The organism is Sporosarcina sp. 179-K 3D1 HS (assembly GCF_047228905.1).
In the GTDB taxonomy this organism is placed as follows: Bacteria; Bacillota; Bacilli; order Bacillales_A; family Planococcaceae; genus Sporosarcina.
On record NZ_JBFEGI010000001.1, the window covers coordinates 406,604 to 428,510 of the forward strand.

Annotated in this window: 25 protein-coding genes; 11 read left to right on the forward strand and 14 right to left on the reverse strand. The window is 45.7% G+C overall.

The genetic code is table 11. The features are described 5' to 3' along the window. Window positions 1-4: 4 nt before the first annotated feature. Window positions 5-208: a YlaI family protein gene (locus AB1K83_RS02015; protein ID WP_413056474.1), complete on the forward strand. Its 204-nt coding sequence runs from the start codon at window positions 5-7 to the stop codon at window positions 206-208. Between the two features lie 411 nt (window positions 209-619). Here AB1K83_RS02015 and AB1K83_RS02020 read toward each other — a convergent pair whose 3' ends face one another. Continuing rightward, complete coding sequence (locus AB1K83_RS02020; protein WP_413056475.1) at window positions 620-958, reverse strand: YlaH-like family protein; 339 nt, start codon at window positions 956-958, stop codon at window positions 620-622. Between the two features lie 89 nt (window positions 959-1,047). Then, window positions 1,048-2,892: a translational GTPase TypA gene (gene typA / locus AB1K83_RS02025; RefSeq protein ID WP_413056476.1), complete on the reverse strand. Its 1,845-nt coding sequence runs from the start codon at window positions 2,890-2,892 to the stop codon at window positions 1,048-1,050. 99 nt (window positions 2,893-2,991) lie between these two features. On the opposite strand from typA, the gene AB1K83_RS02030 reads away from it, so the two are divergent. Beyond that, complete coding sequence (locus AB1K83_RS02030; protein WP_413056477.1) at window positions 2,992-3,177, forward strand: YlaF family protein; 186 nt, start codon at window positions 2,992-2,994, stop codon at window positions 3,175-3,177. A 140-nt stretch (window positions 3,178-3,317) separates the two neighbouring features. Here the strand turns inward: AB1K83_RS02030 and AB1K83_RS02035 are convergent, their stop codons facing one another. Further along, window positions 3,318-4,109 (reverse strand): inositol monophosphatase family protein, encoded by a 792-nt coding sequence (locus tag AB1K83_RS02035; protein ID WP_413056478.1) that lies wholly within the window; start codon window positions 4,107-4,109, stop codon window positions 3,318-3,320. A 167-nt stretch (window positions 4,110-4,276) separates the two neighbouring features. Next, complete coding sequence (locus AB1K83_RS02040; protein WP_413056479.1) at window positions 4,277-4,474, reverse strand: hypothetical protein; 198 nt, start codon at window positions 4,472-4,474, stop codon at window positions 4,277-4,279. Window positions 4,475-4,627: 153 nt separating this feature from the next. On the opposite strand from AB1K83_RS02040, the gene AB1K83_RS02045 reads away from it, so the two are divergent. After that, a complete protein-coding gene (locus tag AB1K83_RS02045; RefSeq protein WP_413056480.1) occupies window positions 4,628-5,257 on the forward strand; it encodes a YktB family protein in 630 nt (209 codons plus the stop codon). 172 nt (window positions 5,258-5,429) lie between these two features. Here the strand turns inward: AB1K83_RS02045 and AB1K83_RS02050 are convergent, their stop codons facing one another. The 7 genes from AB1K83_RS02050 to AB1K83_RS02080 all read right to left on the reverse strand — a co-directional run bounded on the left by AB1K83_RS02050 (window position 5,430) and on the right by AB1K83_RS02080 (window position 12,500). Next, window positions 5,430-5,708 carry a UPF0223 family protein gene (locus AB1K83_RS02050; RefSeq protein ID WP_413056481.1) on the reverse strand — a complete coding sequence of 93 codons (279 nt, stop codon included), beginning with the start codon at window positions 5,706-5,708 and terminating at the stop codon, window positions 5,430-5,432. After that, window positions 5,705-6,559: a polysaccharide deacetylase family protein gene (locus AB1K83_RS02055; RefSeq protein WP_413056482.1), complete on the reverse strand. Its 855-nt coding sequence runs from the start codon at window positions 6,557-6,559 to the stop codon at window positions 5,705-5,707. Before AB1K83_RS02055 ends, AB1K83_RS02050 begins: the two co-directional genes overlap by 4 nt. Before the next feature lie 141 nt (window positions 6,560-6,700). Then, a complete protein-coding gene (gene lpdA, locus AB1K83_RS02060) occupies window positions 6,701-8,113 on the reverse strand; it encodes a dihydrolipoyl dehydrogenase (protein ID WP_413056483.1) in 1,413 nt (470 codons plus the stop codon). A 4-nt stretch (window positions 8,114-8,117) separates the two neighbouring features. After that, window positions 8,118-9,464, reverse strand: coding sequence for a dihydrolipoamide acetyltransferase family protein (locus AB1K83_RS02065; protein WP_413056484.1), 1,347 nt, complete (start codon window positions 9,462-9,464; stop codon window positions 8,118-8,120). Between the two features lie 34 nt (window positions 9,465-9,498). Next, the gene (locus tag AB1K83_RS02070) at window positions 9,499-10,476 is read right to left on the reverse strand and encodes an alpha-ketoacid dehydrogenase subunit beta (RefSeq protein ID WP_413056485.1); all 978 of its coding nucleotides are present in this window, start codon (window positions 10,474-10,476) and stop codon (window positions 9,499-9,501) included. Window positions 10,477-10,479: 3 nt separating this feature from the next. Then, window positions 10,480-11,595: a pyruvate dehydrogenase (acetyl-transferring) E1 component subunit alpha gene (pdhA, locus tag AB1K83_RS02075; RefSeq protein WP_413056486.1), complete on the reverse strand. Its 1,116-nt coding sequence runs from the start codon at window positions 11,593-11,595 to the stop codon at window positions 10,480-10,482. A gap of 263 nt (window positions 11,596-11,858) precedes the next feature. After that, a complete protein-coding gene (locus AB1K83_RS02080; protein WP_413056487.1) occupies window positions 11,859-12,500 on the reverse strand; it encodes a YkyA family protein in 642 nt (213 codons plus the stop codon). Window positions 12,501-12,629: 129 nt separating this feature from the next. Between AB1K83_RS02080 and def the strand changes: the two genes are divergently transcribed. From def to rnjA, 3 genes are all read left to right on the forward strand, one after another. Further along, window positions 12,630-13,187: a peptide deformylase gene (def, locus tag AB1K83_RS02085; RefSeq protein WP_413056488.1), complete on the forward strand. Its 558-nt coding sequence runs from the start codon at window positions 12,630-12,632 to the stop codon at window positions 13,185-13,187. Between the two features lie 247 nt (window positions 13,188-13,434). Next, on the forward strand, window positions 13,435-13,644 hold the full coding sequence (locus AB1K83_RS02090) for a DNA-dependent RNA polymerase subunit epsilon (RefSeq protein WP_413056607.1): 210 nt from the start codon (window positions 13,435-13,437) through the stop codon (window positions 13,642-13,644). Between the two features lie 3 nt (window positions 13,645-13,647). Continuing rightward, entirely contained in the window at window positions 13,648-15,315 is a 1,668-nt protein-coding gene (gene rnjA, locus AB1K83_RS02095; RefSeq protein WP_413056489.1) for a ribonuclease J1, read from the forward strand. A 57-nt stretch (window positions 15,316-15,372) separates the two neighbouring features. Here the strand turns inward: rnjA and AB1K83_RS02100 are convergent, their stop codons facing one another. The 3 genes from AB1K83_RS02100 to AB1K83_RS02110 all read right to left on the reverse strand — a co-directional run bounded on the left by AB1K83_RS02100 (window position 15,373) and on the right by AB1K83_RS02110 (window position 17,127). Continuing rightward, complete coding sequence (locus AB1K83_RS02100) at window positions 15,373-16,032, reverse strand: potassium channel family protein (protein ID WP_413056490.1); 660 nt, start codon at window positions 16,030-16,032, stop codon at window positions 15,373-15,375. Window positions 16,033-16,214: 182 nt separating this feature from the next. Then, complete coding sequence (locus tag AB1K83_RS02105) at window positions 16,215-16,658, reverse strand: TlpA family protein disulfide reductase (RefSeq protein ID WP_413056491.1); 444 nt, start codon at window positions 16,656-16,658, stop codon at window positions 16,215-16,217. A gap of 145 nt (window positions 16,659-16,803) precedes the next feature. Further along, entirely contained in the window at window positions 16,804-17,127 is a 324-nt protein-coding gene (locus tag AB1K83_RS02110; RefSeq protein ID WP_413056492.1) for a hypothetical protein, read from the reverse strand. A 328-nt stretch (window positions 17,128-17,455) separates the two neighbouring features. On the opposite strand from AB1K83_RS02110, the gene AB1K83_RS02115 reads away from it, so the two are divergent. The 5 genes from AB1K83_RS02115 to AB1K83_RS02135 are packed head-to-tail and all read left to right on the forward strand — an operon-like array spanning window position 17,456 to window position 21,789. Beyond that, window positions 17,456-17,998: a helix-turn-helix domain-containing protein gene (locus AB1K83_RS02115; RefSeq protein WP_413056493.1), complete on the forward strand. Its 543-nt coding sequence runs from the start codon at window positions 17,456-17,458 to the stop codon at window positions 17,996-17,998. Between the two features lie 16 nt (window positions 17,999-18,014). Further along, window positions 18,015-19,121, forward strand: coding sequence for an ABC transporter ATP-binding protein (locus AB1K83_RS02120; RefSeq protein WP_413056494.1), 1,107 nt, complete (start codon window positions 18,015-18,017; stop codon window positions 19,119-19,121). After that, on the forward strand, window positions 19,111-19,935 hold the full coding sequence (locus AB1K83_RS02125) for an ABC transporter permease (RefSeq protein WP_413056495.1): 825 nt from the start codon (window positions 19,111-19,113) through the stop codon (window positions 19,933-19,935). Before AB1K83_RS02120 ends, AB1K83_RS02125 begins: the two co-directional genes overlap by 11 nt. After that, a complete protein-coding gene (locus AB1K83_RS02130; RefSeq protein WP_413056496.1) occupies window positions 19,919-20,719 on the forward strand; it encodes an ABC transporter permease in 801 nt (266 codons plus the stop codon). Before AB1K83_RS02125 ends, AB1K83_RS02130 begins: the two co-directional genes overlap by 17 nt. Continuing rightward, window positions 20,716-21,789 carry an ABC transporter substrate-binding protein gene (locus AB1K83_RS02135; RefSeq protein WP_413056497.1) on the forward strand — a complete coding sequence of 358 codons (1,074 nt, stop codon included), beginning with the start codon at window positions 20,716-20,718 and terminating at the stop codon, window positions 21,787-21,789. Before AB1K83_RS02130 ends, AB1K83_RS02135 begins: the two co-directional genes overlap by 4 nt. Window positions 21,790-21,907: the final 118 nt, after the last annotated feature.

Consider the following 21,907-nt stretch of genomic DNA (forward strand, 5'->3'; position numbering starts at 1 on the left):
CGCCATGCGCGTCAAATGTGTCATTTGCGATGAAATCGGTCAGCTTCCCGACGACCTTCCATTGGCCAAAAAACTGAGAAATCGTCCCATTCATACGTATATGTGTGAACGCTGCAACGAGCGGATCGCGGAAAAGACAATTGCCCGCATTGCCACAGGAAACTTTCATTTCCGACGCAGCACCCACCCGATTGAAAAGGATTTTTAATTGCTTAATCGCTGAACTGCCGTCATCCCGATCGGGTGGCGGCAGTTTTGTTTTATAGTTTATGGTGAAAGCGTGAGCGTGGCGTGGATATGAGCGGTTCTCACAAGTTATGAGCGCTGACACGGAAATATAAGCGGTTCCTACGAGTTATGGGCGCTGGAGCGGAGATATGAGCGGTTCCCACGAGTTATAGGCGCCGGAGCGGAGATATGAGCGATTCCCACGAGTTATAGGCGCCGGAGAGGAGATATGAGCGGTTTCCACGAGTTATGGGCGCCGGAGCGGAGATATGAGCAGTTCCCAAGAGGTATGAGCGCAGGCAAGGAAGTATGAGCAGTTCCCAAGAGGTATGAGCGGCAGCGCGGAAGTATGAGCAGTTCCCAAAGGTAGAAGGAAAAAGACTCCGTCACATTACGCGACGGAGTCTTCTTTATGTTCATTCAGCCTGCGGACTCGGTAAATAATTAAGATGAGCGCCGCGACGATCAATCCTTCGACAATCGGAAGGAAAAATGCAAGAAATGTTAAAACTAAACATCCGATGAACAAGAAAGTATAAATAATCAAATTCTGAAGTAATTTCAGCTTTTTGGCAAACCCAAGATGATAAACGATAGCCGACATGAGGAAGACAACGGCAAACAGAATATAGCCTGCAACCGTGTAGGAAGGCGCCATTTCATAAATAAAATGCGAAATTCCTGACATTCGGTTGAAGACGAACTCTGTTTCCTTGACCGAAGCACTCATTCAACACATCCCTTTCCAATTGCTGCTTATTCTCGAGCTTAGGCAGAGGCCATCCATAAAGATCCATGGAAGGCAACGCCTAAGACATATTAAGATTCAGCGTATTTTTTCTTTTTCTGGATCCGCTCGCGTTCATTTTTATCCAAGATTTTTTTACGTAGCCGGATGGAAGTCGGCGTAACCTCGCAATATTCATCATCATCCAAGTATTGCAACGCCTCTTCCAACGTCATGATTCGTGGTTTCTTCGTCGTGACGGTCTGATCTTTCGTAGCGGAGCGCACATTTGTTGCTTGCTTCGCTTTTGTCAAGTTGATTGTCAAATCATTGTCTCTTGTGTTTTCTCCGACAATCATCCCCGCGTAGATCTCAGTTCCCGCTTCCACAAACATCGTGCCGCGATCCTCTAACTGCATTATACCATAAGGTGTCGCGGTTCCGTTCTCCATAGATACGAGAACACCATGTCGGCGGCCGCCCACTTTTCCGGACGCCATCGGTTTATAAGAATCAAACGTATGATTCAATATACCGTAACCTCTAGTTAACGTAAGGAATTCCGTTGTATAGCCGATCAATCCCCGGGCCGGAACAAGGAAGATAAGTCGGACTTGTCCATTGCCGTTATTGATCATATCGAGCATTTCACCTTTTCGTTCCCCGATTGATTCGATAATAGATCCGGTATGTTCTTCCGGAATATCGATCTGCACCCGCTCGACTGGTTCACATTTTACCCCGTCGATTTCCCTGACGATAACAGTCGGCTTGGAAACTTGTAATTCATATCCTTCACGTCGCATGTTTTCAATCAAGATGGATAAATGTAGTTCTCCACGACCCGATACCGTCCACGCATCCGGGGAGTCTGTCGGTTCTACACGAAGTGAAACGTCGGTCTGTAATTGCTGCTCCAATCGCTCCTCGATTTTACGCGCCGTGACCCATTTTCCTTCTTTCCCTGCAAACGGGCTATTATTGACGAGAAACGTCATTTGCAGCGTCGGTTCGTCAATATGGAGGGAAGGTAAGGCTTCCAGATGATCGACTGGACAAATTGTTTCCCCAACGTCGATATCTTCCATTCCAGAGACTGCAACCAAATCACCTGCATAGGCTTCTTGGATTTCAATCCGCTTCAATCCTAGGAATCCAGACATTTTCGTAACACGGAAATTTTTCGTTGAACCATCCCGTTTTAAAACGGTAACTTGTTGCCCAACTTTCATCGTCCCTCGGAATATACGACCGATTCCGATACGACCGACATAATCGCTATAATCGAGAAGAGATACTTGGAATTGCAATGGTTCCTCCCGATTGTCGATCGGTGCCGGGATATGCTCAATAATGGCGTCATACAACACGCGGAGCGTATCTTCTTGTGAAGCTGGGTCCGGAGACAGGCTTGCCGTTCCGTTGAATCCAGAAGCATAGACGACCGGGAACTCCAGTTGCTCGTCATTTGCATCCAATTCAATGAACAATTCCAGAACCTCATCAACCACTTCTTCAGGTCGAGCAAATTCACGGTCGATCTTATTGACGACGACGATCGGTTTCAAGTTTTCTTCCAGGGCCTTCTTTAAGACGAAGCGAGTTTGCGGCATGCACCCTTCATACGAATCGACGACCAAAATGACGCCGTCCACCATTTTCAGAATCCGCTCCACCTCACCGCCAAAGTCTGCGTGGCCAGGCGTATCCAAAATATTGATTTTTTTATCTTTATATTCAATGGCTGTTGTTTTCGCCAAAATGGTTATTCCACGTTCGCGTTCAATATCATCCGAGTCCATTGCCCGGTCTTCCACATGCTCATTGGAGCGGAAAATACCGGATTGTTTCAAAAGTTGGTCAACCAGTGTTGTTTTTCCATGGTCAACGTGTGCGATAATTGCTATATTACGTAAATCAAACCGTTCGTTCGACATATTTTCACTCCATTATTCTTTTTTCAGTCGTATAACTGTGCTATTATAGCACATAGCAGATAGATACAAAACCATTTTATATCATATGGAGGGATTTTTTTGAAAGACATTAAATGGGTTTTTGTCTTTTACTCGCTTGCAGCCGTTGCATCGATGTGCGGCATCGGGGTAGCGGTCGCCATGCGAAGCCCACTCGTAGGCATCGCGGCCATCTTGGCATTGGTTTTTATTATGGGCAGCGGGTTTAAAACAAAGAAGCGCATGCGCGATCAAGGTTTATTATAATCAAAAGCGTAGGGCGGCCCGGAGTCTGGACGTAAACATCCCAGCTAAGCATGGGTAAATTTCGATAATTTCTTCACCTTAAATAAAACGGTTCACTGATCCCTAGCGACCAGTGAACCTTTTTTATTAGTATGCGCGTCTTACTTCAAATGTATGTAGTTTTTCATGATTTCTTCATGCAGGCCCGGTCTTGCGACGATGAAGGTATCCTGTGACAGCAAGTTCGGTGGTTCGCCTTTCATAGTTGTCGCGATTGCGCCCACTTCTTGCGCAATGACAATTCCTCCTGCGACGTCCCAAGGCGCCAATCGCATCGATAGATAAGCGTCAATCCTTTGGGTAGAGACATAAGCCAGTTCAATGGCAGCCGATCCGTAAGACCTTGTGCCTCGGCATTGTCGGATCATCCGGATGATTGGTTCATTGTCCATATATCGATTGGGCGCGACCCAGCTGGCATTGATGCCAATCACCGCTTCATGCAAAGGTGTGATTTCCAATTGCGGTAGCCTCTCATCATTAAAATAGGCACCTTCCCCTTTGGCTGCGTTATAAAAGTCATCCCGCATCACATCATAGATATAACCAAGCATCCCGACTCCATCAGCGTAAATCCCTAATGAAATGGCAAAATTACGTCGTTGGTGAATGAAATTCATCGTCCCGTCGATCGGGTCCAATATCCAGATGACTCCATCCAACGAAGTGACTTGATCCCCTGCTCCTTCTTCACCTAAAATACGGTGATCGGGAAAGTCCCGCTTAATGCGGTCAATGAAAAACTTCTCTACTTCCCGGTCAATATTGGTCACCAGGTCATTAGCATCCGATTTCGTATCAATGTCAATATGACTGAAAAATGAATTCCGGATTTTATGCCCCGCCTCTTTAATGATGGATTTCGCGTACCGGTCGATACTTCCCCAACTCATAACTCCGCCCCTCTCAACTAACTAACCTTTTCTTCATTATACCATAAGAACAAATGCGCAGGGTGCGTGCCTAGCCCGTAGTCTGGATAACAAAAAAGGCATCCCAGCACACTTTCTCCGTTTCCGAAGTTCGTGCACGGATGCCTTTTCGGGTCAGCCAACTTACATTAAGCGAAACCATTCAACATCTCCAGCTCCCGATGAATATCCGAAAGGCGCTGCTTACTCTTTCTTTTCTGCTTTTCATCATTCTGCTCGATCGCATCAAAAAGTGTGGCTAGCTCATAGTCAAGTTCCAAATTGAGCATTGATACATATTCCTTTTCGAATTCGGCTTTCCTGATTACATGAACGACTTGTTTCATAATGAACACCCTTTCTTTGCATTTATAAGAATTTCATTTGTTATCATTATGATATGCAGCGTTTTCGGTTTCGCTTAGTAGTAAGCCTTGTTATTCAAATTGTTCCCCAAATTCTGTTACGATAAACGTGAATATTGATTTGGAGGAATTGAAATGCCAAACTCCTTTTGGAATGAAAATGATTTCGATGTTTTTGTAATTGACGGGCTTGAAAAAAGGATGAAAGCTCTGCAAACCCGGATTCAGCCTAAATTCGAATTACTAGGAAGACAATTTGCAGACCACCTTTCTTCACACGGAACGGATGAATTTTTCCCTCACGTCGCAAGGCATGCGCGCCGGACCGTGAATCCCCCTACCGATAGCTGGGTTGCATTCGCTCCAGCCAAAAGGGGTTATAAAGCGTTACCTCATTTCCAGATTGGCCTTTGGAATACGCATCTATTCATCATTTTGGCGGTTATCTATGAAAATCCGGATAAAAAGGGCATCGGAGAACGTCTCATGCGGCAACTCGATGTCTTGACCACCCTGCCTTCGGATTATCTTGTTTCGGGAGATCATACAAAACCGGAAGCCTTGAAAATACATGAAGTCGGAAAAGAAGGGCTCGAAGCATTGTTGGAGCGTCTACAAATGGTGAAAAAAGCGGAATTCCTGGTCGGTCGGCATTTAGACCGGGACGCAGCAGTGAACATGACGGAATCCGAATTCCTGTCGTTTGCGGAAGAAACGATCGACCATCTCCTGCCTGTATATGATGTCATCATCGGCAGAATTTAAATTCAGCAAGGGTCGTCCGCAAGAGCGAACGACCTTTTTTATTAGGATGATACGGTATACAACTTGCAACGTTTTCGTCAAACTTCAAAACATTCATGCCCAACTTCTCAACGTCCCAAGACAACCTCGAAACGTTTCGACACCCTCTCCCTACCAATAAAAAAAGCGCAGCTTAGCGCTGCGCTCCCCTGATTACCTTGCCCGCTTCTGCATCTCTAGCCTCTTTGATCACCGGATAGCCAACATAACCGCTCGCCTCTTCGAATTGCTTCAGCAAGGTCTTCTCTTCCGCTTTAGAAGGGACAATCTCCTTGAAACGGCGATAGGCTTCTAAAAGCGCTTCCTTCTGCACACCGGATTCGTAAGCTTTTTCGATCGTTTCGTAAAATCCGATTACGGTGACGATTTCATCGGTTGTCCAATCTGTGCTAATCGGGTAATTGTAGTTCATTTCCCACCATCCTCCTCTTTTCCGCGCTGCTCCACGCCTTTAATTGTCAATGGGTCTACCAAAGTGTAGCCCTTTTCCCGCAACCCTAGGACAATTTCCTCCAAAGCATCAGCCGTCCATTCCCGGTCATGCATGAGAAGATTCGATCCATTTCGCAGCAGTTCCGTATTGACCATAATATGAGCAATTTTCTCCCGTGTCATATACTCTTTTTCAAAATCATATCCATACGACCAATTCATGACTAACATGCCGTCTTCTTCCGCAATCTTTTTGCTGAATTCGGTATTCGCCCCAAACGGAGCCCTGAAAAATTTCGGTCTTTCACCAACAATCTCTTCGACTGTATCGCTGACCGAAAGGATTTCTTGTCGCTGTTCTTCTTCCGATAATTTTTTCAAATTGGCGTGAGTCTGCGTATGATTGCCGATGACAAACCCCAGATCATGAATTTCTTTCAACACGGCTCTCTTTTCTTCTGTGTCAATGAAATGCCCATTGACAAAAAAGATAGCGGGCGCATTTAAACCCTTCAACGTCTTTGCCATATCCAAAGCCCGTTTATCGGGCGCGTCGTCAATAGTCAGCAGGACGACTTGCGGATCAGCGTCGACGATTGGTTCTAGTGAAAAGGTGTTAGGATTCATTCCATAAAGCGGTTCACCAATCGTTTCCTCTGCTATGTCTTCTTCTGCCTCCTCGGCGGGCTCGTCAGACGAAGTTTCCACCATTTTCACTTCTTCCGTCTTGACCGGCTCAGGTTCCGCTGGATTCCCTGCCGTCTCTTCATCCGAGCAGGCAGCGACCGCCAGTAGGAAAAAGGACAACATGGCAGTGAGTCCTTTCTTCAATCGATTCACCCCTTGTTCTTTTTTTCATAGTAACATGTTTTGCAAATCTACGGTGGATTCCCGTCGTAGAGGATCAACGATAAAAACCGCTTATCGGACAATGTAACATGTCCAATAAGCGGTTTTACAAAGCATTCTCTCTTATTTAGCAACCATATGAATCGGTCTACCAAGTGCGACTTCTGCCGCTTCCATGGAGATTTCACCTAATGTCGGGTGAGCATGGATCGTCATGGCAACGTCTTCTAGTGTCATGCCCGCTTCGATGGCGAGTCCAAGTTCAGCGATCATATCAGAAGCATTTTCTCCGACGATTTGTGCGCCGAGCAGTAGGCCGTCTTCTTTACGTGCAACCAGCTTGACAAAACCTTCCGTCGCGTCAAGAGCAAGCGCACGACCATTTGCCGCAAACGGGAATTTTCCAGCAATGACATCATAGCCTTCTTCTTTCGCTTGCGCTTCATTCAACCCGACTGTTGCCAACTCAGGATCAGTGAAGCAAACCGCTGGAATTGCCAAGTAATCAACTTCGGATTTTTCACCCGAGATCGCCTCTGCTGCAACTTTCGCTTCATATGAAGCTTTATGTGCAAGTTGAGGACCGGATACGATATCTCCGATTGCATAAATGTTCGAAACGCTTGTCCGGCATTGTTTATCCACTTCGACTAAGCCTCGCTCAGAAAGTTTGATGCCGACTCCTTCCAAGCCGATTTCGTCCGTGTTCGGACGGCGACCTACTGTCATTAGTACGTAATCAGCTTCAATTTTCTTCTCTTCGCCTTTTTCTTCGTATGTGACAGTTACGCCGTTGTCTGTTTCTTCTACGCCTTTGGCAGACGCTTTCACGACAACTTCGACACCTTTTTTCTTTAAGCCCTTTTTCACAATTTGCGTCATTTGTTTTTCGAAGCCTGCAAGGATATCATCTGCGCCTTCGATGATCGTCACTTCAGATCCCATATTCGCGTAAGCTGAACCGAGTTCAGTTCCGATATAGCCTCCGCCGATCACGACAAGCTTTTTAGGAAGCTCTGTCAAATTCAATGCACCAGTTGAATTGATAACACGTTTCGAGAATTTGAAATTAGGAATTTCCACCGGACGTGAACCTGTTGCAATGATTGCATTTTTGAATTTGTAAGTTTGCGCCGAATTGTCATCCATAACACGCGCCGTATTGCCATCGACAAAATATGCCTCACCTTTGACAATTTCGACTTTGTTTCCTTTTAGAAGCCCTTCGACTCCACCAGTCAACTTTTTCACAACACCGTCTTTGAATGCTTGAGCTTTCGAAAAGTCCAATTTTACATCTGTCGCCATGACTCCCATTGCATCGGAATCTATTGCATTTGCATAGCGATGGCCGACAGCGATCAAAGCTTTGGATGGAATACATCCTACGTTCAGACATACGCCTCCAAGGCTATCTTTCTCAACAATTGTCACTTTTTGTCCAAGTTGCGCTGCACGGATCGCCGCTACATATCCTCCTGGGCCGGATCCTACGACGAGCGTGTCTACTTCGATTGGAAAATCCCCTACTACCATGTTCTTACGCCTCCATTAATAAAAGTTCTGGATTACCGAGTAATTTCTTTAGGTGATTAAGCGCATTTTGCCCTGTTGCACCATCGATAACCCGATGATCGAACACTAAAGATAATGCTAACATAGGTGCTGCTACAATTTCACCATTTTTCACTATCGGTTTCTCAGAAATTCGTCCAATTCCTAAAATCGCTACTTCTGGATGATTGATGATCGGTGTAAACCATTGACCACCCGCCGATCCGATATTCGTAATCGAGCAAGATGCACCTTTCATTTCATTCGGAGCCAATTTGCCTTCACGTGCTTTTCCTGCAAGATGATTGATTTCATTCGAAATGGCAAATACCGATTTGCGGTCAGCATGTTTGATGACTGGAACGAGCAATCCACGCTCTGTGTCAGCCGCAATTCCTATATTGTAATAATGCTTTTGGATGATTTCCTGTGTCGCGTCATCCAATGATGTGTTCAATTCCGGGAATTCACGCAATGTAGAAACTAGCGCTTTGACGACATATGGCAAGTACGTCAATTTGATGCCCTTCTCCGCTGCAATTTCTTTGAACTTTTTGCGGTGCGCCACGAGTTCTGACACGTCCACTTCATCCAATAAAGTGACATGTGGAGCAGTATGTTTGGAATTAACCATCGCCTTCGCGATCGCTTTCCGGATGCCCGACATTTTCTCTCGAGTTTCCGGGAAATCCCCTTCCAGTTGAACAGGTGCAGCTTGTTTTTCAGCTGCCGGCGTTTCCGCCTGACCACTTTCTTCCGAAGCGGCAGGAGCAGTTTCTTGTACTTGGTCGCCACTTAGGAAGGCTTCGATGTCTTCTTTCAAGACACGACCATTTTTTCCAGAACCTGCGACTTGTCGAATATCGACGTCTTGCTCTCTAGCAAATTTCCGGACAGATGGCATCGCAATGATCCGGCGATCCGGGTCGACATCAGCTTGTGCAATGGCGCCTGCACCAGTAGCTGCCGCCGGTTTATCATCCTGAGGTGCCTCTTCTTTTTCGATCGGTTGGCCAGACTCGGCAGTGGACTGGACCTGCGCCTCGGTCTTCTTGTCCGCTTCAGGTTCCGCCTCACTTGGGGTACTTTCGTGTCCCGGTGCGTCAATACGGATCAATACATCTCCTACGACAGCGACTTGACCTTCTTTTACTACGATTTCTTCAACTGTCCCTGTCACTGGAGACGGAATCTCAACTACAGCTTTGTCATTCTGCACTTCAAGAAGCGTATCATCTTCATTGACCGTATCACCTTTTGCAACGAACCATTTTACGATTTCACCTTCGTGGATTCCTTCCCCGATATCTGGTAAGCGAAATTCAAATGCCACGTAATTCACCCTTTCCTTTTGACGTTCATTTCAATTAGAACGTCAATACTTTTTTAGCTGTTTCGGCAATATCTTTAGCGTTTGGAAGCCAAGTGTTTTCACCTTGGGCAAATGGATAGATCGTATCAGGAGCCGTGACGCGAAGGACTGGCGCCTCCAAGCTCAAAATTGCCCGTTCTGTAATTTCAGAAACGACGTTAGCCGCAATACCCGCCTGTTTTTGTGCCTCTTGCACGACAATCGCACGATTCGTTTTTTCAACCGATCCGATAATCGTTTCTATATCGAGTGGCTGCACAGTCCGCAGGTCGACCACTTCAACGGAATAGCCTTCTTTCTCCAACTCTTCCGCCGCTTTTAAGCTCTCATGAACCATTGCGCCGTACGTAATAATAGAAAGGTCGGAACCTTCCCGTTTCACATCAGCTTTGCCTAGCGGAATCGTGTACTCTTCTTCCGGCACTTCCTGTCTGAATGAGCGGTACAATTTCATATGCTCCAAGAAGACGACTGGGTCTTCATCCCGGATCGCTGAAATCAAAAGCCCTTTTGCATCATAAGGAGTCGATGGGATGACCACTTTCAATCCTGGCTGGGAAGCGACAAGGCCTTCCAAGCTGTCCGCGTGCATCTCAGGTGTTGCAACGCCTCCGCCAAATGGCGAGCGGATTGTTACTGGCGCATTAAATGTACCCGCGCTCCGGAAACTCATCCGCGCTAGTTGTCCGCTGACAGAATCCATTACTTCATATAAAAAGCCAAAGAACTGGATTTCCATAACCGGGCGAAAACCTGTAAGTGATAGGCCTATTGCCAGACCGCCGATTCCGGACTCCGCGAGCGGTGTATCGAAGACCCGCTCCTCTCCAAACTCTTTTTGCAACCCTTCCGTCGCGCGGAAGACTCCCCCATTGACGCCGACGTCTTCACCGAAGACGAGGACGTTTTCATCATTTTTCAGCTCCGTGCGCATTGCATCGGTAATCGCTTGAATCATCGTCATTTGTGCCATCGGTCAATTCGACTCCTTCTCTGTATAAATATCGAGCTGCTCCTGCAAGTTACTTGGAAGCTCGCCTCTGTACATAATTTTAATAAAATCGCTCGCTTTTTGTTTTGGAGCGGCATCGGCAGCTTTGATCGCTTCTTTAATCTCTTCCTTCGCACGCTCGATCACTTCGTTTTCTTGCTCTTCATTCCAAATACCTTTTCCTTCGAGGTACTTGCGGAAGCGGATCAACGGATCGCGTTTTGCCCATTCGTTATCCGTATCAGATGTACGGTAACGTGTCGGATCATCTCCAGCCATCGTATGTGGACCATATCGGTAACAAAGTGTCTCGATCAACGTCGGTCCTTCTCCGTTAATTGCACGCTCACGCGCATCACGCGTAACCGCATACACTGCAAGCGGGTCCATGCCGTCTACCAAGACACTTGGAATACCTGCCGCAATCCCTTTTTGGGCGAGCGTTTTCGCCGCAGTTTGCAGCTCCCGAGGAGTCGAAATTGCATACTGGTTGTTTTGGATAATGAAAATAGCCGGTGAACGGTACGCACCTGCGAAGTTAATGCCTTCGTAGAAATCGCCTTGGGACGTTCCGCCATCCCCTGTATAAGTCATTGCGACCGCTTTAGTGCCACGTTTCTGGAAGCCTAGTGCCACACCAGCCGCCTGAATATACTGAGCACCAATAATGATTTGTGGCGGGAATACATTGAGACCCTCCGGCAGAATACTACCTTGGAAGTGACCACGTGACCACAAGAAAGCCATATGTAACGGCAGGCCATGGAAAATCATTTGAGGCACATCTCGATAACCAGGCAAGATGAAGTCTTCTTTTTCAAGAGCAAAATGCGAAGCTAACTGGGATGCTTCCTGACCTGCTGTTGGTGCATAGAAACCGAGACGCCCCTGTCTATTCAATGAAATGGAGCGTTGGTCCAAAATACGGGTATAAACCATTCGAGTCATCAATTCAACTAACTCTTCATCGGATAAATTCGGATTGGCGCCCTCATTGACGATTTCGCCTTCTTCGTTCAAAATCTGTAGCATTTCAAACTTGTCTTCAATCGCGTGAAGTGTTTCCACCGGATCGAACTGCTTATTTTTTTTTGCAGCCATTTCGGCAACTCTCCTTTATAACTGTATTATGTTTTTCATCCAAAGATATTGATACAACTTATTCTTTTTCAGTATACTTAAAGTTAATCGATTGGTCAATCATTGTAATTACGGCACTTTAGCCAAATTGAAAGTTCTGAAAAGAGCATATATATAAAACTGTATTAATACAACTTGGCGTCTGTAGTATAATAGAATTGTTTTAAAAATATCATTATTCAACAAAAAAAGAGCAGGAAACATGTCCTTGCCCTTCTTTACCTTTATTGATCTTGTTGCAAACTTTTCTCCACTTTTTCCCTTAATTCATTGACATCGCGGGTTTTGTTATTAAAGGCTTCCACTTTTAATTGTACTTTTTCATTCAGTTCGTTAATGGATTGGACTTGCTCTTTTAATTTCCTGTAGTCTGTTTCCTCTTCAGTTAACATTTGATAAAGTTCCTTTTGAAGTGTGGCAAGTTCGGTGTATGATGGTAGAAATTCACCATGTTGCTCATAGCGTTCCTTCATCGCTTGCTGCAATTGTTTCAACTCTTCTTGCACAGAACCTTCCGCATTTTCGATGATAGCATTGAATTCTTCCATATAGGAACTCGCCTGACCCATGGCCTTTTTCTCGGTTTCTACTAATTCCATTCTCTCGGCTTGTTGCTCTTCGAGTTGCGTTGTTTTCGCTTCTAATTCTTCCCTTTGTTCACGTGACAATTTCATCGTTTCAATGAATAGTTGCTGTTCCGCCATTTCGATCTCGGTCAATTCAGCCTGTGCATTTCGATACTCCTGCTCGGCATCATTCATTTTCGAAAGGGTTTCAGATAGCATCTTCTCGACAGAGGAATCAAAACTGCATCCTGTTAACAAAATCATGCTGCCTATCAACAATCCCAGAACCGATTTCTTCATCTTCATCACCCCGATTTCTAACACTATAGTACGCACTTTTCAGAAAATCAAGCACACGCTTATTCCTTTCACCGTTTTTCCAATTCGATTATACTATGAGTACGAAACGAACTGAAAGGAAGAGTAGCAATGATAGGAATGAAAGATATTATACGGGAGGGGCATCCCTCCCTTCGGAAACGGGCAGAGGAAGTGGAATTCCCGCTTTCTGAGGCCGATCGGAAATTAAGCGAGGAATTGATGGAATATGTCATGAATAGCCAAAATCCAGAGAAAAGTGAAAAATACGGCCTACGCCCCGGCATCGGATTAGCTGCGCCACAGGTCGATCAATTAAAAAGAATGTTCGCCCTTCATATTATGGAGGAAGAACAGGACCCAATAAGCTTTGTTGCCATCAATCCGAGAATTATCAGCCATTCAGTTGAAAAAACGTATTTGGTGACAGGAGAAGGTTGCTTATCGGTGGACCGGGATGTCGAAGGATTCGTTCCTAGATACGCAAGAATTACGGTAAAGGCATTCGACCCGGAGGGCAAGGAATATAAATTGCGGCTAAAAGGGCTTCCCGCTATTGCCTTCCAACATGAATTGGATCATTTAAATGGCATCATGTTCTATGATCATATTGATCCAAAAAATCCCTACCGGGAAATCCCAGGAGCGATTCCATTGGATCGAGCTTAAATTCCTTCATAACCTTGACAAAAAATTAAAAAAATGATATAATTCCGCCAAGGAGTGATGAGGCCATGTACAAGCGCCTGAAACGTAAACTGTTGAAGCGGCTAAATGGCATCCTCGGCAAAAAAACAATTGCATAACTAAATTTGAGCCCACCCCGCGTACGGGTGGGCTTTTCTTTATTTTAGGGAATTGACATGGTAAGATAAAGAGAATGATTTGGAAACGAACGTGAAAAGGAGAGCAAATGATGATTTACAAAGTGTTTTATCAAGAAAACATGCTCCAAGTACCAGTCCGTGAAAATACGAAGAGCCTTTACATCGAAGCGGAATCGGAACGACAAGTCCGCGAAAATTTAAAAGATCGGGGATATAATATCGAATATATACAAGCCCTCGAAGGATCACACCTCGAGTACGAACAAAAATCCCCCGAATTTCAGATTGAGCAGGTCTAATGTATGAAATTTATCAAGAATAATGAAACGGCTGTTTTCGCATTGGGCGGACTGGGCGAAATCGGCAAAAACACCTATGCAGTTCAGTTCCAAGATGAAATTATTTTGATCGATGCGGGGATCAAATTCCCGGAGGACGATCTACTTGGAATTGATTACGTCATTCCGGATTATACGTATTTGGAACGCAATGTAGATAAAATTAAAGGGTTGTTTATCACCCATGGCCATGAGGATCATATCGGAGGGATCCCATACCTCCTACGGAAGGTGAATGTCCCGGTCTACGGCGGGAAGCTTGCCCTTGGGCTGCTTCGCAACAAACTCGAAGAACATGGACTGATGAGAACGACGAAGATGATTCCGATCGATGAGGAGGATATCATCAAATTCCGGAAGACTTCAGTGTCATTTTTCCGGACAACCCATAGTATTCCGGATGCCTTCGGGGTCGTAGTCAAGACACCTTCCGGCAATATCGTCCACACCGGGGACTTCAAATTCGACTTCACACCAGTCGGCGAACCGGCCAACTTATCAAAAATGGCGAAAATCGGCAGCGAAGGTGTGCTTTGTCTGTTGTCAGATAGTACAAACGCTGAGATTCCGAATTTCACCATGTCGGAACGGAAAGTCGGAGATAGTCTTAATGACATTTTCCGAAATGTCGAAGGACGGATCATTTTCGCTACCTTCGCATCTAACATTCATCGACTGCAACAAGTCATTGAGGCAGCGGAGAAATTCGGCCGTAAAATTGCGGTGTTCGGAAGAAGTATGGATAATGCCATTACGATTGGCCGTGAATTGGGCTATATTAATGCACCAAAGGAGCTCTTTGTGGATACCCAGTCATTAAACCGGCTGCCCGCAAATGAAGTGATGATCCTTTGTACGGGAAGCCAAGGGGAACCGATGGCGGCTCTGTCCCGTATCGCCAACGGCACGCATCGCCAAGTGCAGATCCACCCTGGAGATACGGTGATCTTCTCCTCTTCCCCAATTCCCGGAAATACCCTAAGCGTCAACAAGACGATCAATGCCCTGTTCCGTGCAGGAGCCGAAGTGTTACATGGTTCTTTGAACAATATCCACACATCCGGCCACGGCTCACAGGAAGAGCAGAAATTGATGCTCCGATTGATCAAACCGAAATTCTTCATGCCGATTCACGGAGAGTATCGGATGTTGAAGATGCACACGGAACTTGCGGTATCTTGTGATGTACAACGAGAAAATACATTTATCATGAGCAATGGTGACGTCCTTGCCCTCACGGCGGACGAAGCGCGCGTTGCCGGCCGGATTCCTTCCGGTGATGTCTATATTGACGGCAGTGGTATCGGTGATATTGGAAATGTTGTATTGAGGGACCGTAAAATCTTGTCAGAAGATGGGCTCGTTATCGTTGTGGCAACGGTGGATAAAAAGCGAAATCGGGTCGTATCAGGGCCGGATATCATTTCCCGAGGATTTGTCTATATGCGTGAATCCGGTACAATGATCAACGAAGCGCAACAAGTCCTCTCCAAACAACTGCAGAAAAAACTGTCAGATTCACCTGCAGATATCGCAGCACTCAAGGGCGAAATCAATGATGTGATCGGCCCGTATCTTTATGAAAAAACGAAGCGGAGACCTATGGTGCTTCCGGTCATTATGGAAGTGTAAGCTTCCTTATAAATAGTTGAAAACCCGTTACGCGAAATGGCGCAACGGGTTTTTTATTTAATATAAAGCTTTCCGCTCAAATCGGTGAATGTCAGCATCTGATCCAATGACAATTAAAATATCATCCAGTTGTATTTTTTCAATGGCTTGCGGAGATACGAGAATATGATTGCCTCGTTTGATGGCGACAATGTTGACGCCGAATTTGGCACGAATATCGAGCTCGATGAGAGAGTATCCCGTAATCTTTTCATTTGCCCTAATTTCCGCGATCGAGTATTCATCGGATAACTCCAAGTAATCAATGATGTTATTCGATACCATATTATTCGCAATCCGGATTCCCATATCACGTTCGGGATGGACGACATGGTCGGCTCCGATTTTCCGGAGCACTTTCTCATGGTAATCATTTTGAGCTTTCACTGTTATTTTAGGAACCCCGATTTCCTTTAGCATCAACGTCGTCAAAATACTCGACTGGATATTCTCCCCGATAGCGACAATGACATGTTCAAAATTGCGGATGCCCAATGATTTGAGAACAGACTCATCAGTCGTATCCGCCGCTACAGCCTGCGTTGCAATCGACGCAAATTCATCCACCCGTTCAGGAGACTTATCAATCGCCATCACATCGGCCCCTAAATTGATCAATTCCCGCACGATACTGCCACCGAAGCGCCCCAAGCCGATGACGACAAATTCTTTTTTCATGACATGATTCCTCCCGTACGAATTTACGATGCGAACAGTGTAGCACATCCATTTCAAGCACTCAAGGGTAAGTTGATGATAGTACTTCTAGGCTTGGACAATGGAACGGCGCAAAGTTGAATAAGAGCAAAAAAGCCCTGTCGTGTAAAACGTTCTACACAACAGGCGCGGATTCAGTCTAGTCAGGTTTCACCCAATATGCGGTTTACACGTTTCTTCAACATTCTTATACTGCTTCCACCTGCTTGGAAATGGCGAAGTAGGCCTTCTTTGTCGAATACATAATACGCCGGCACATATTGATTATCAAAAACGTCTGTCAGTTTCTCTTTATTGTCGACGAAAATCGGTTGTGTGATATCCTGTTCGGCTGCCGCTTCCTTGATTTTTTCAAGATCCAAATCATCTGTGGATCGTGGCATATGAACAGCCACTACATTCAATTCGTCTTTGTACCGATCCCTGAAGTTATTGACGTCAGGCATTGCTTCCTTGCAGAGACGACAGCTAACAGACCAAAAATGGATCAATGTCGGCTTTTCACCGATCAGATCCGCTTTTGTCCTTTTACCATTCAACCAAGCAGTGGCACCTTCCAACTCCGGCATCTGTTCGTGTAATTTCATAATCCGCATCCTCCTGTTAAAAAATCCCCACTGCTTAAAATATGCGTGGGGATTTGAGTTGGTTTCCTTACCTCAACCTATGTATATGCAGATTAAAGGGTTTTTTGACCAAGTCTCCAGTTTGCGGGGCATTACAAAAGACACCCTACTTACACTGAGAAGGTTTATTGGGCCTCGCCAAGCAGTATTCGCAGTTCGGATCGGCACATGACGGTTCACGCCACTCATCGCATGTCGGGCAAAACACGGAATCATGCTCATCATTGTAATCTAGCGTTTCCAAACAAACCATGCAAAGATTGGGTAATTCTGACCATTTATGGATCTTGCCTTTATAGGCGAGGAAAATTCCTTCTATTTCTTTTTTGTCAGCCACTGATTGTTCAATCAAATCCCAGCTAAGACCTAGATCTTCCATTGTCCATTTACGCTCGTCAGGATCAAGGAAAAACACTCTTTTCTTTCCCAATCTCAGTCCCCCTTTTTCGAATCATTGTACCATGTATCGATAAAATATCCTATATGGAAAGGTTGATTCAAGTGGAAATAAAAGCTGACCTTTCTTCAAGATGGCCAGAAGAAAGTGGCGATTATTATAATAACCGTACCACATGCCTTACAAACGGTTTCCAAGAGGGGATCGGTTTTTAATATCAATGGCAAGTTACCCCCACTTGGTTTTTATTCCCATAAAATTTTTATTCAAAATGAGTTGATTTCCGAATGATAATTGTATAGGTTATAGTAAACTTGAAGTTCATTATAACTAAACTTCATTGAATCAGGGAGGTATGTGTATGGAAATTGGAAGGAAAATTAAATGTCTCCGATTGAGAAAAGGGCTGACCCAGGAAGAGCTAGGAGAACGGACCGATTTAACGAAGGGTTTCATCTCGCAATTGGAACGGGACTTGAATTCACCTTCCATCGAAACTCTATTCTCCTTGCTAGAGGTGTTAGGAACGACACCGAAAGAGTTCTTTGATGAGCCGAAAAAGAATATGAAAATTGTCTATACAAAAGATGATCAAACCGTCTACCGCGATGAACATATGCACTATAGCATCCGGTGGCTCATCCCTCGCTCGAACGAACAGGAGATGGAGCCGATCCATCTTACGTTTGATGAACAAGGGCAATTTAAAAAGTTTGAACCATCACTCGCTGAAACATTTATTTACGTACTGAAGGGCAAAGTGAAACTTGTGCTCGGCGAGACGGAGTATACAGCTGTACAAGGGGATGCGCTCTATTTTGACGCTTCACAGCCCCACCAACTTTCTAACGCAGCGAATGGATCTAGCGAATTGATCCTCGTTGCGACCGAATCCTATCTATAAAGGAGGAACCTCCCCCATGACGACTGAACCGATCATTCGCTTTGACAATGTAAAAAAACAATATAGCCAAGACACTACGGTATTAAATGGCGTTTCGTTTGAAATGGAGCGTGGGAAATTTTATACGCTGCTTGGCCCTTCCGGCTGTGGAAAAACAACCATATTGCGACTTATTGCAGGCTTCATCGAACCGACGGAAGGAACGATCTATTTCAATGGAAGGAAGATCAACGGCATTCCGGCGAATGAACGGCAAGTGAATACCGTGTTCCAGGACTATGCCCTGTTTCCCCATCTGAACGTCTACGAGAACGTGGCATTCGGCCTGCGGATCAAAAAAGTGAAAAAAGACGAGATTGACCGTCGCGTCAAGGAAGCTTTAAAGTTTGTTAACCTGGAAGGCTATGAAAGCCGGGACATCTCGGAAATGTCCGGCGGGCAACGGCAGCGTGTAGCCATCGCCCGAGCAATCATCAATGATCCCGAAGTGATTTTGCTGGATGAACCGCTATCCGCACTTGATTTAAAATTGCGCTCCGAAATGCAGTATGAGCTTCGGGAACTCCAGCAGCGCCTCGGTAAGACATTCGTGTTCGTGACTCATGACCAAGAAGAAGCTCTCGCAATGTCCGATGAAATTTTCGTCTTGAATGCGGGAGAAATTGTCCAATCCGGCACACCGCTCGATATTTACGACGAACCGATCAACCGATTCGTAGCAGACTTCATCGGCGAATCCAATATTGTTCCGGGCATCATGATCGAAGACTATTCCGTGCAATTCACCGGGAAAGTGTTCGAATGTGTCGACCAAGGGCTGAACCCGAATGAGAAAGTTGATATTGTCATCCGTCCGGAAGACTTGGAAATGACCGATGTAGAGAGAGGAAAGTTGGTTGTAACGGTAGACACTCAATTATTCCGTGGTGTCCACTACGAGTTGTCGACATATGATGAGGATGGCAATGAATGGCTTGTCCATTCAACAAAGAAGGCGGAAGTCGGTGGCAAAATCGGACTGGATTTTGCCCCGGAAGATATTCACGTCATGCGTTTGAATGAAACAGAAGAGGATTTTGATGCGCGATTGGAATCCTATGGAGTGGCAGCAAATGAAGAATAGAGCGTTCCACCCATTGTACTCGATTCCTTATGCAGCATGGATTCTTTTGTTTGTGATCGCTCCGATCGCCTTAATCGTCTATTATTCCTTTTTCGACTTGTCGGGCGATTTTACATTGGTCAATTATAAAAACTTTTTCTCTGCGGTTTATTTGAAATTAACGATCAGCTCGTTTTGGTATGCGTTCCTTATTACCTTCTTTTCTTTGCTGTTTGCCTATCCTACGGCTTATTTTCTGACGAAGACGAAGCATAAGCATCTTTGGTTGTTGCTGATCATCATTCCGTCGTGGATCAACTTATTATTAAAAACGTACGCTTTCATCGGGTTGTTCGGTCTTTATGGGCCGCTGAATGCACTGATGGAAGTGACAGGGGTCGGAAGACAGCAGCTGCTTTTCACCGACTTCAGTTTTGTCTTCGTATCCGTCTATATTTTCATCCCGTTCATGATTTTGCCGATCTTCAATGCGTTGGATAAATTGAATCCCGCCTTGATTGACGCATCCCGGGATTTGGGGGCGGACGCGTGGACGACATTCCGACGGGTCATTTGGCCGCTGACGATCAACGGCGTAAAATCAGGCGTTCAAATCGTTTTTATCCCGGCTCTGTCACTGTTCATGATCACCCGGCTCATTGCGGGAAATAAAGTCATTACATTAGGAACAGCCATCGAGCAGCAATTCCTCGTCACTCAGAACTGGGGTATGGGTTCTACCATCGCAGTATTTTTGATACTATTCATGTTCATCGTCATGTTATTTACAAGCGGCAGCGAAAGGGGGACGACAGTCAATGGGAAAATTAAGTAATCTTCCAAAACTCTATTTGGCAGCCGTCTTCCTTATCTTATACGCGCCCATTTTCTATTTGATCTTTTACTCGTTCAATTCCGGGGGCGGCATGTCCCATTTCGAGTCGTTCACATGGGAACATTACGGAGCGGTCTTTGAAGACACCCGGCTCATTGTTATTTTGCTGAACACGATTATTGTTGCCCTGCTTTCCGCCCTCGTCTCCACGGCAATCGGTGTGCTCGGTGCATTGGCAATCGTCTTCATGCGCAATCAAGCGATGCGGAATGCTGTGCTGTCGTTGAACAATATTTTAATTGTCAGCCCGGATGTCATTATTGGAGCATCTTTCCTGATATTATTTACCATTGTGGGGGTCAAGCTCGGGTTTGCATCAGTTCTCATCTCCCATATCGCATTCAGCATTCCGATTGTCGTCATCATGGTGTTGCCGAAGCTACAGGAAATGAGTACTTCCCTAATCGATGCGGCCCGGGACTTGGGTGCGTCACGGAGGGATATTCTGATGAGAGTCATCATTCCTTACATCAAGCCGGGCATCTTCGCCGGGTTCTTTCTGGCCCTGACCTATTCGCTCGATGATTTTGCCGTCACGTTTTTCGTCACCGGCAATGGGTTCTCGACCTTATCGGTAGAAATCTATTCCATGGCACGAGCCGGAATCACATTGACCATCAATGCGCTATCCGGGCTGATTTTCATTATCACAGTCGCGTTAGTGCTTGGCTACTACGCGCTTAGCAACAAAGCGAAAACGGATTTGACGGGGGTGAGGAGATGAAAGACATCATGCGGGCGGCGCTCACGATTTTGATCATTTCCGCCCTCCTGCTGTTCATCAACTCAAAATTAAATGACAGCGGCGGCCGATCGGGCAAAGATGTCATCACGGTCTATAACTGGGGCGAATATATCGATCCGGATCTTTTGAAACAGTTCGAGGACGAGACGGGCATCAAAGTCATCTACGAAACGTTCGATTCGAATGAAGCGATGATGGGAAAAATCGAGCAGGGCGGGACTTCTTATGATATTTCCATGCCTTCCGAATATATGGTCGAAATGATGACGGAAAAAGATTTACTCCTCCCTCTCGACCATCAGTTGCTGCCGAATATCCAGCATATCGACCCTTACTTCCTGAACTTGCCATTCGATCCGGACAATCGGTACTCCCTCCCCTACTTTTGGGGGACGGTCGGTATCGCCTTCAATCCAACATTGCTCCAGGGGCAAACATTTGAGAGCTGGGATGATTTATGGGATCCTTCCCTCAAGCAGGAAGTCGTTCTTGTGGATAGTGCGCGGGAAACGATTGGAATGGCTTTGAATTCGTTCGGTTATTCCTTAAACTCCACCGACCTTGGGGAATTGCGGAAAGCGACCGACAAACTGAAGCGGCTCAGCCCCAATGTGAAAGCGGTCATCGGGGACGAAGTGACCCAATTGATGGTGAACGGAGAAGCTGCCGTGGCACTCACTTGGTCCGGCCAAGCGGCGGACATGATGTATGAAAATGAAGAGATCGATTACAGCGTTCCTGAAGAAGGATCGAATCTGTGGTTCGACAATATCGTCATCCCGCGGACGGCTAAAAACATCGAAGGAGCCCATGCGTTCATCAACTTCATATTAGATCCGGAAGTGGCTGCCCAGAATGCCGATTATGTCGGCTATTCCACTCCGAATTTATCAGCATTGGACCTGATGGATCCCGAAGTGACGGGTGATGAACGGTTTTATCCGGATGAAGAAACGCGGGAGCACCTGGAAGTGTATAAAAACTTGGGATTGGAAATGCTCGGTGTGTATAATGAGCTCTTCCTGGAATTCAAGATGGATATGAGATGACGAAATGACCTCCGTGTGAAGATCGGAGGTCATTTTTAAGCACAAATTCTTTATGTAGACGAAGCCTTTGAGAGGAAAGTGTTGGAAGTCCAAAAAGGAATTCGGTTGATAGATGTGG

Coding starts and splice junctions, on each gene's coding strand:
- def (WP_413056488.1), top strand. CDS start 12,630: ATGATAGGAATGAAAGATATTATACGGGAGGGGCATCCCTCCCTTCGG.
- AB1K83_RS02040 (WP_413056479.1), bottom strand. CDS start 4,474: ATGAAACAAGTCGTTCATGTAATCAGGAAAGCCGAATTCGAAAAGGAA.
- AB1K83_RS02120 (WP_413056494.1), top strand. CDS start 18,015: ATGACGACTGAACCGATCATTCGCTTTGACAATGTAAAAAAACAATAT.
- AB1K83_RS02130 (WP_413056496.1), top strand. CDS start 19,919: ATGGGAAAATTAAGTAATCTTCCAAAACTCTATTTGGCAGCCGTCTTC.
- AB1K83_RS02100 (WP_413056490.1), bottom strand. CDS start 16,032: ATGAAAAAAGAATTTGTCGTCATCGGCTTGGGGCGCTTCGGTGGCAGT.
- AB1K83_RS02050 (WP_413056481.1), bottom strand. CDS start 5,708: ATGAACTACAATTACCCGATTAGCACAGATTGGACAACCGATGAAATC.
- rnjA (WP_413056489.1), top strand. CDS start 13,648: ATGAAATTTATCAAGAATAATGAAACGGCTGTTTTCGCATTGGGCGGA.
- AB1K83_RS02015 (WP_413056474.1), top strand. CDS start 5: ATGCGCGTCAAATGTGTCATTTGCGATGAAATCGGTCAGCTTCCCGAC.
- AB1K83_RS02080 (WP_413056487.1), bottom strand. CDS start 12,500: ATGAAGAAATCGGTTCTGGGATTGTTGATAGGCAGCATGATTTTGTTA.
- pdhA (WP_413056486.1), bottom strand. CDS start 11,595: ATGGCTGCAAAAAAAAATAAGCAGTTCGATCCGGTGGAAACACTTCAC.
- lpdA (WP_413056483.1), bottom strand. CDS start 8,113: ATGGTAGTAGGGGATTTTCCAATCGAAGTAGACACGCTCGTCGTAGGA.
- typA (WP_413056476.1), bottom strand. CDS start 2,892: ATGTCGAACGAACGGTTTGATTTACGTAATATAGCAATTATCGCACAC.
- AB1K83_RS02125 (WP_413056495.1), top strand. CDS start 19,111: ATGAAGAATAGAGCGTTCCACCCATTGTACTCGATTCCTTATGCAGCA.
- AB1K83_RS02020 (WP_413056475.1), bottom strand. CDS start 958: ATGAGTGCTTCGGTCAAGGAAACAGAGTTCGTCTTCAACCGAATGTCA.
- AB1K83_RS02105 (WP_413056491.1), bottom strand. CDS start 16,658: ATGAAATTACACGAACAGATGCCGGAGTTGGAAGGTGCCACTGCTTGG.
- AB1K83_RS02035 (WP_413056478.1), bottom strand. CDS start 4,109: ATGAGTTGGGGAAGTATCGACCGGTACGCGAAATCCATCATTAAAGAG.
- AB1K83_RS02045 (WP_413056480.1), top strand. CDS start 4,628: ATGCCAAACTCCTTTTGGAATGAAAATGATTTCGATGTTTTTGTAATT.
- AB1K83_RS02090 (WP_413056607.1), top strand. CDS start 13,435: ATGATTTACAAAGTGTTTTATCAAGAAAACATGCTCCAAGTACCAGTC.
- AB1K83_RS02070 (WP_413056485.1), bottom strand. CDS start 10,476: ATGGCACAAATGACGATGATTCAAGCGATTACCGATGCAATGCGCACG.
- AB1K83_RS02115 (WP_413056493.1), top strand. CDS start 17,456: ATGGAAATTGGAAGGAAAATTAAATGTCTCCGATTGAGAAAAGGGCTG.
- AB1K83_RS02135 (WP_413056497.1), top strand. CDS start 20,716: ATGAAAGACATCATGCGGGCGGCGCTCACGATTTTGATCATTTCCGCC.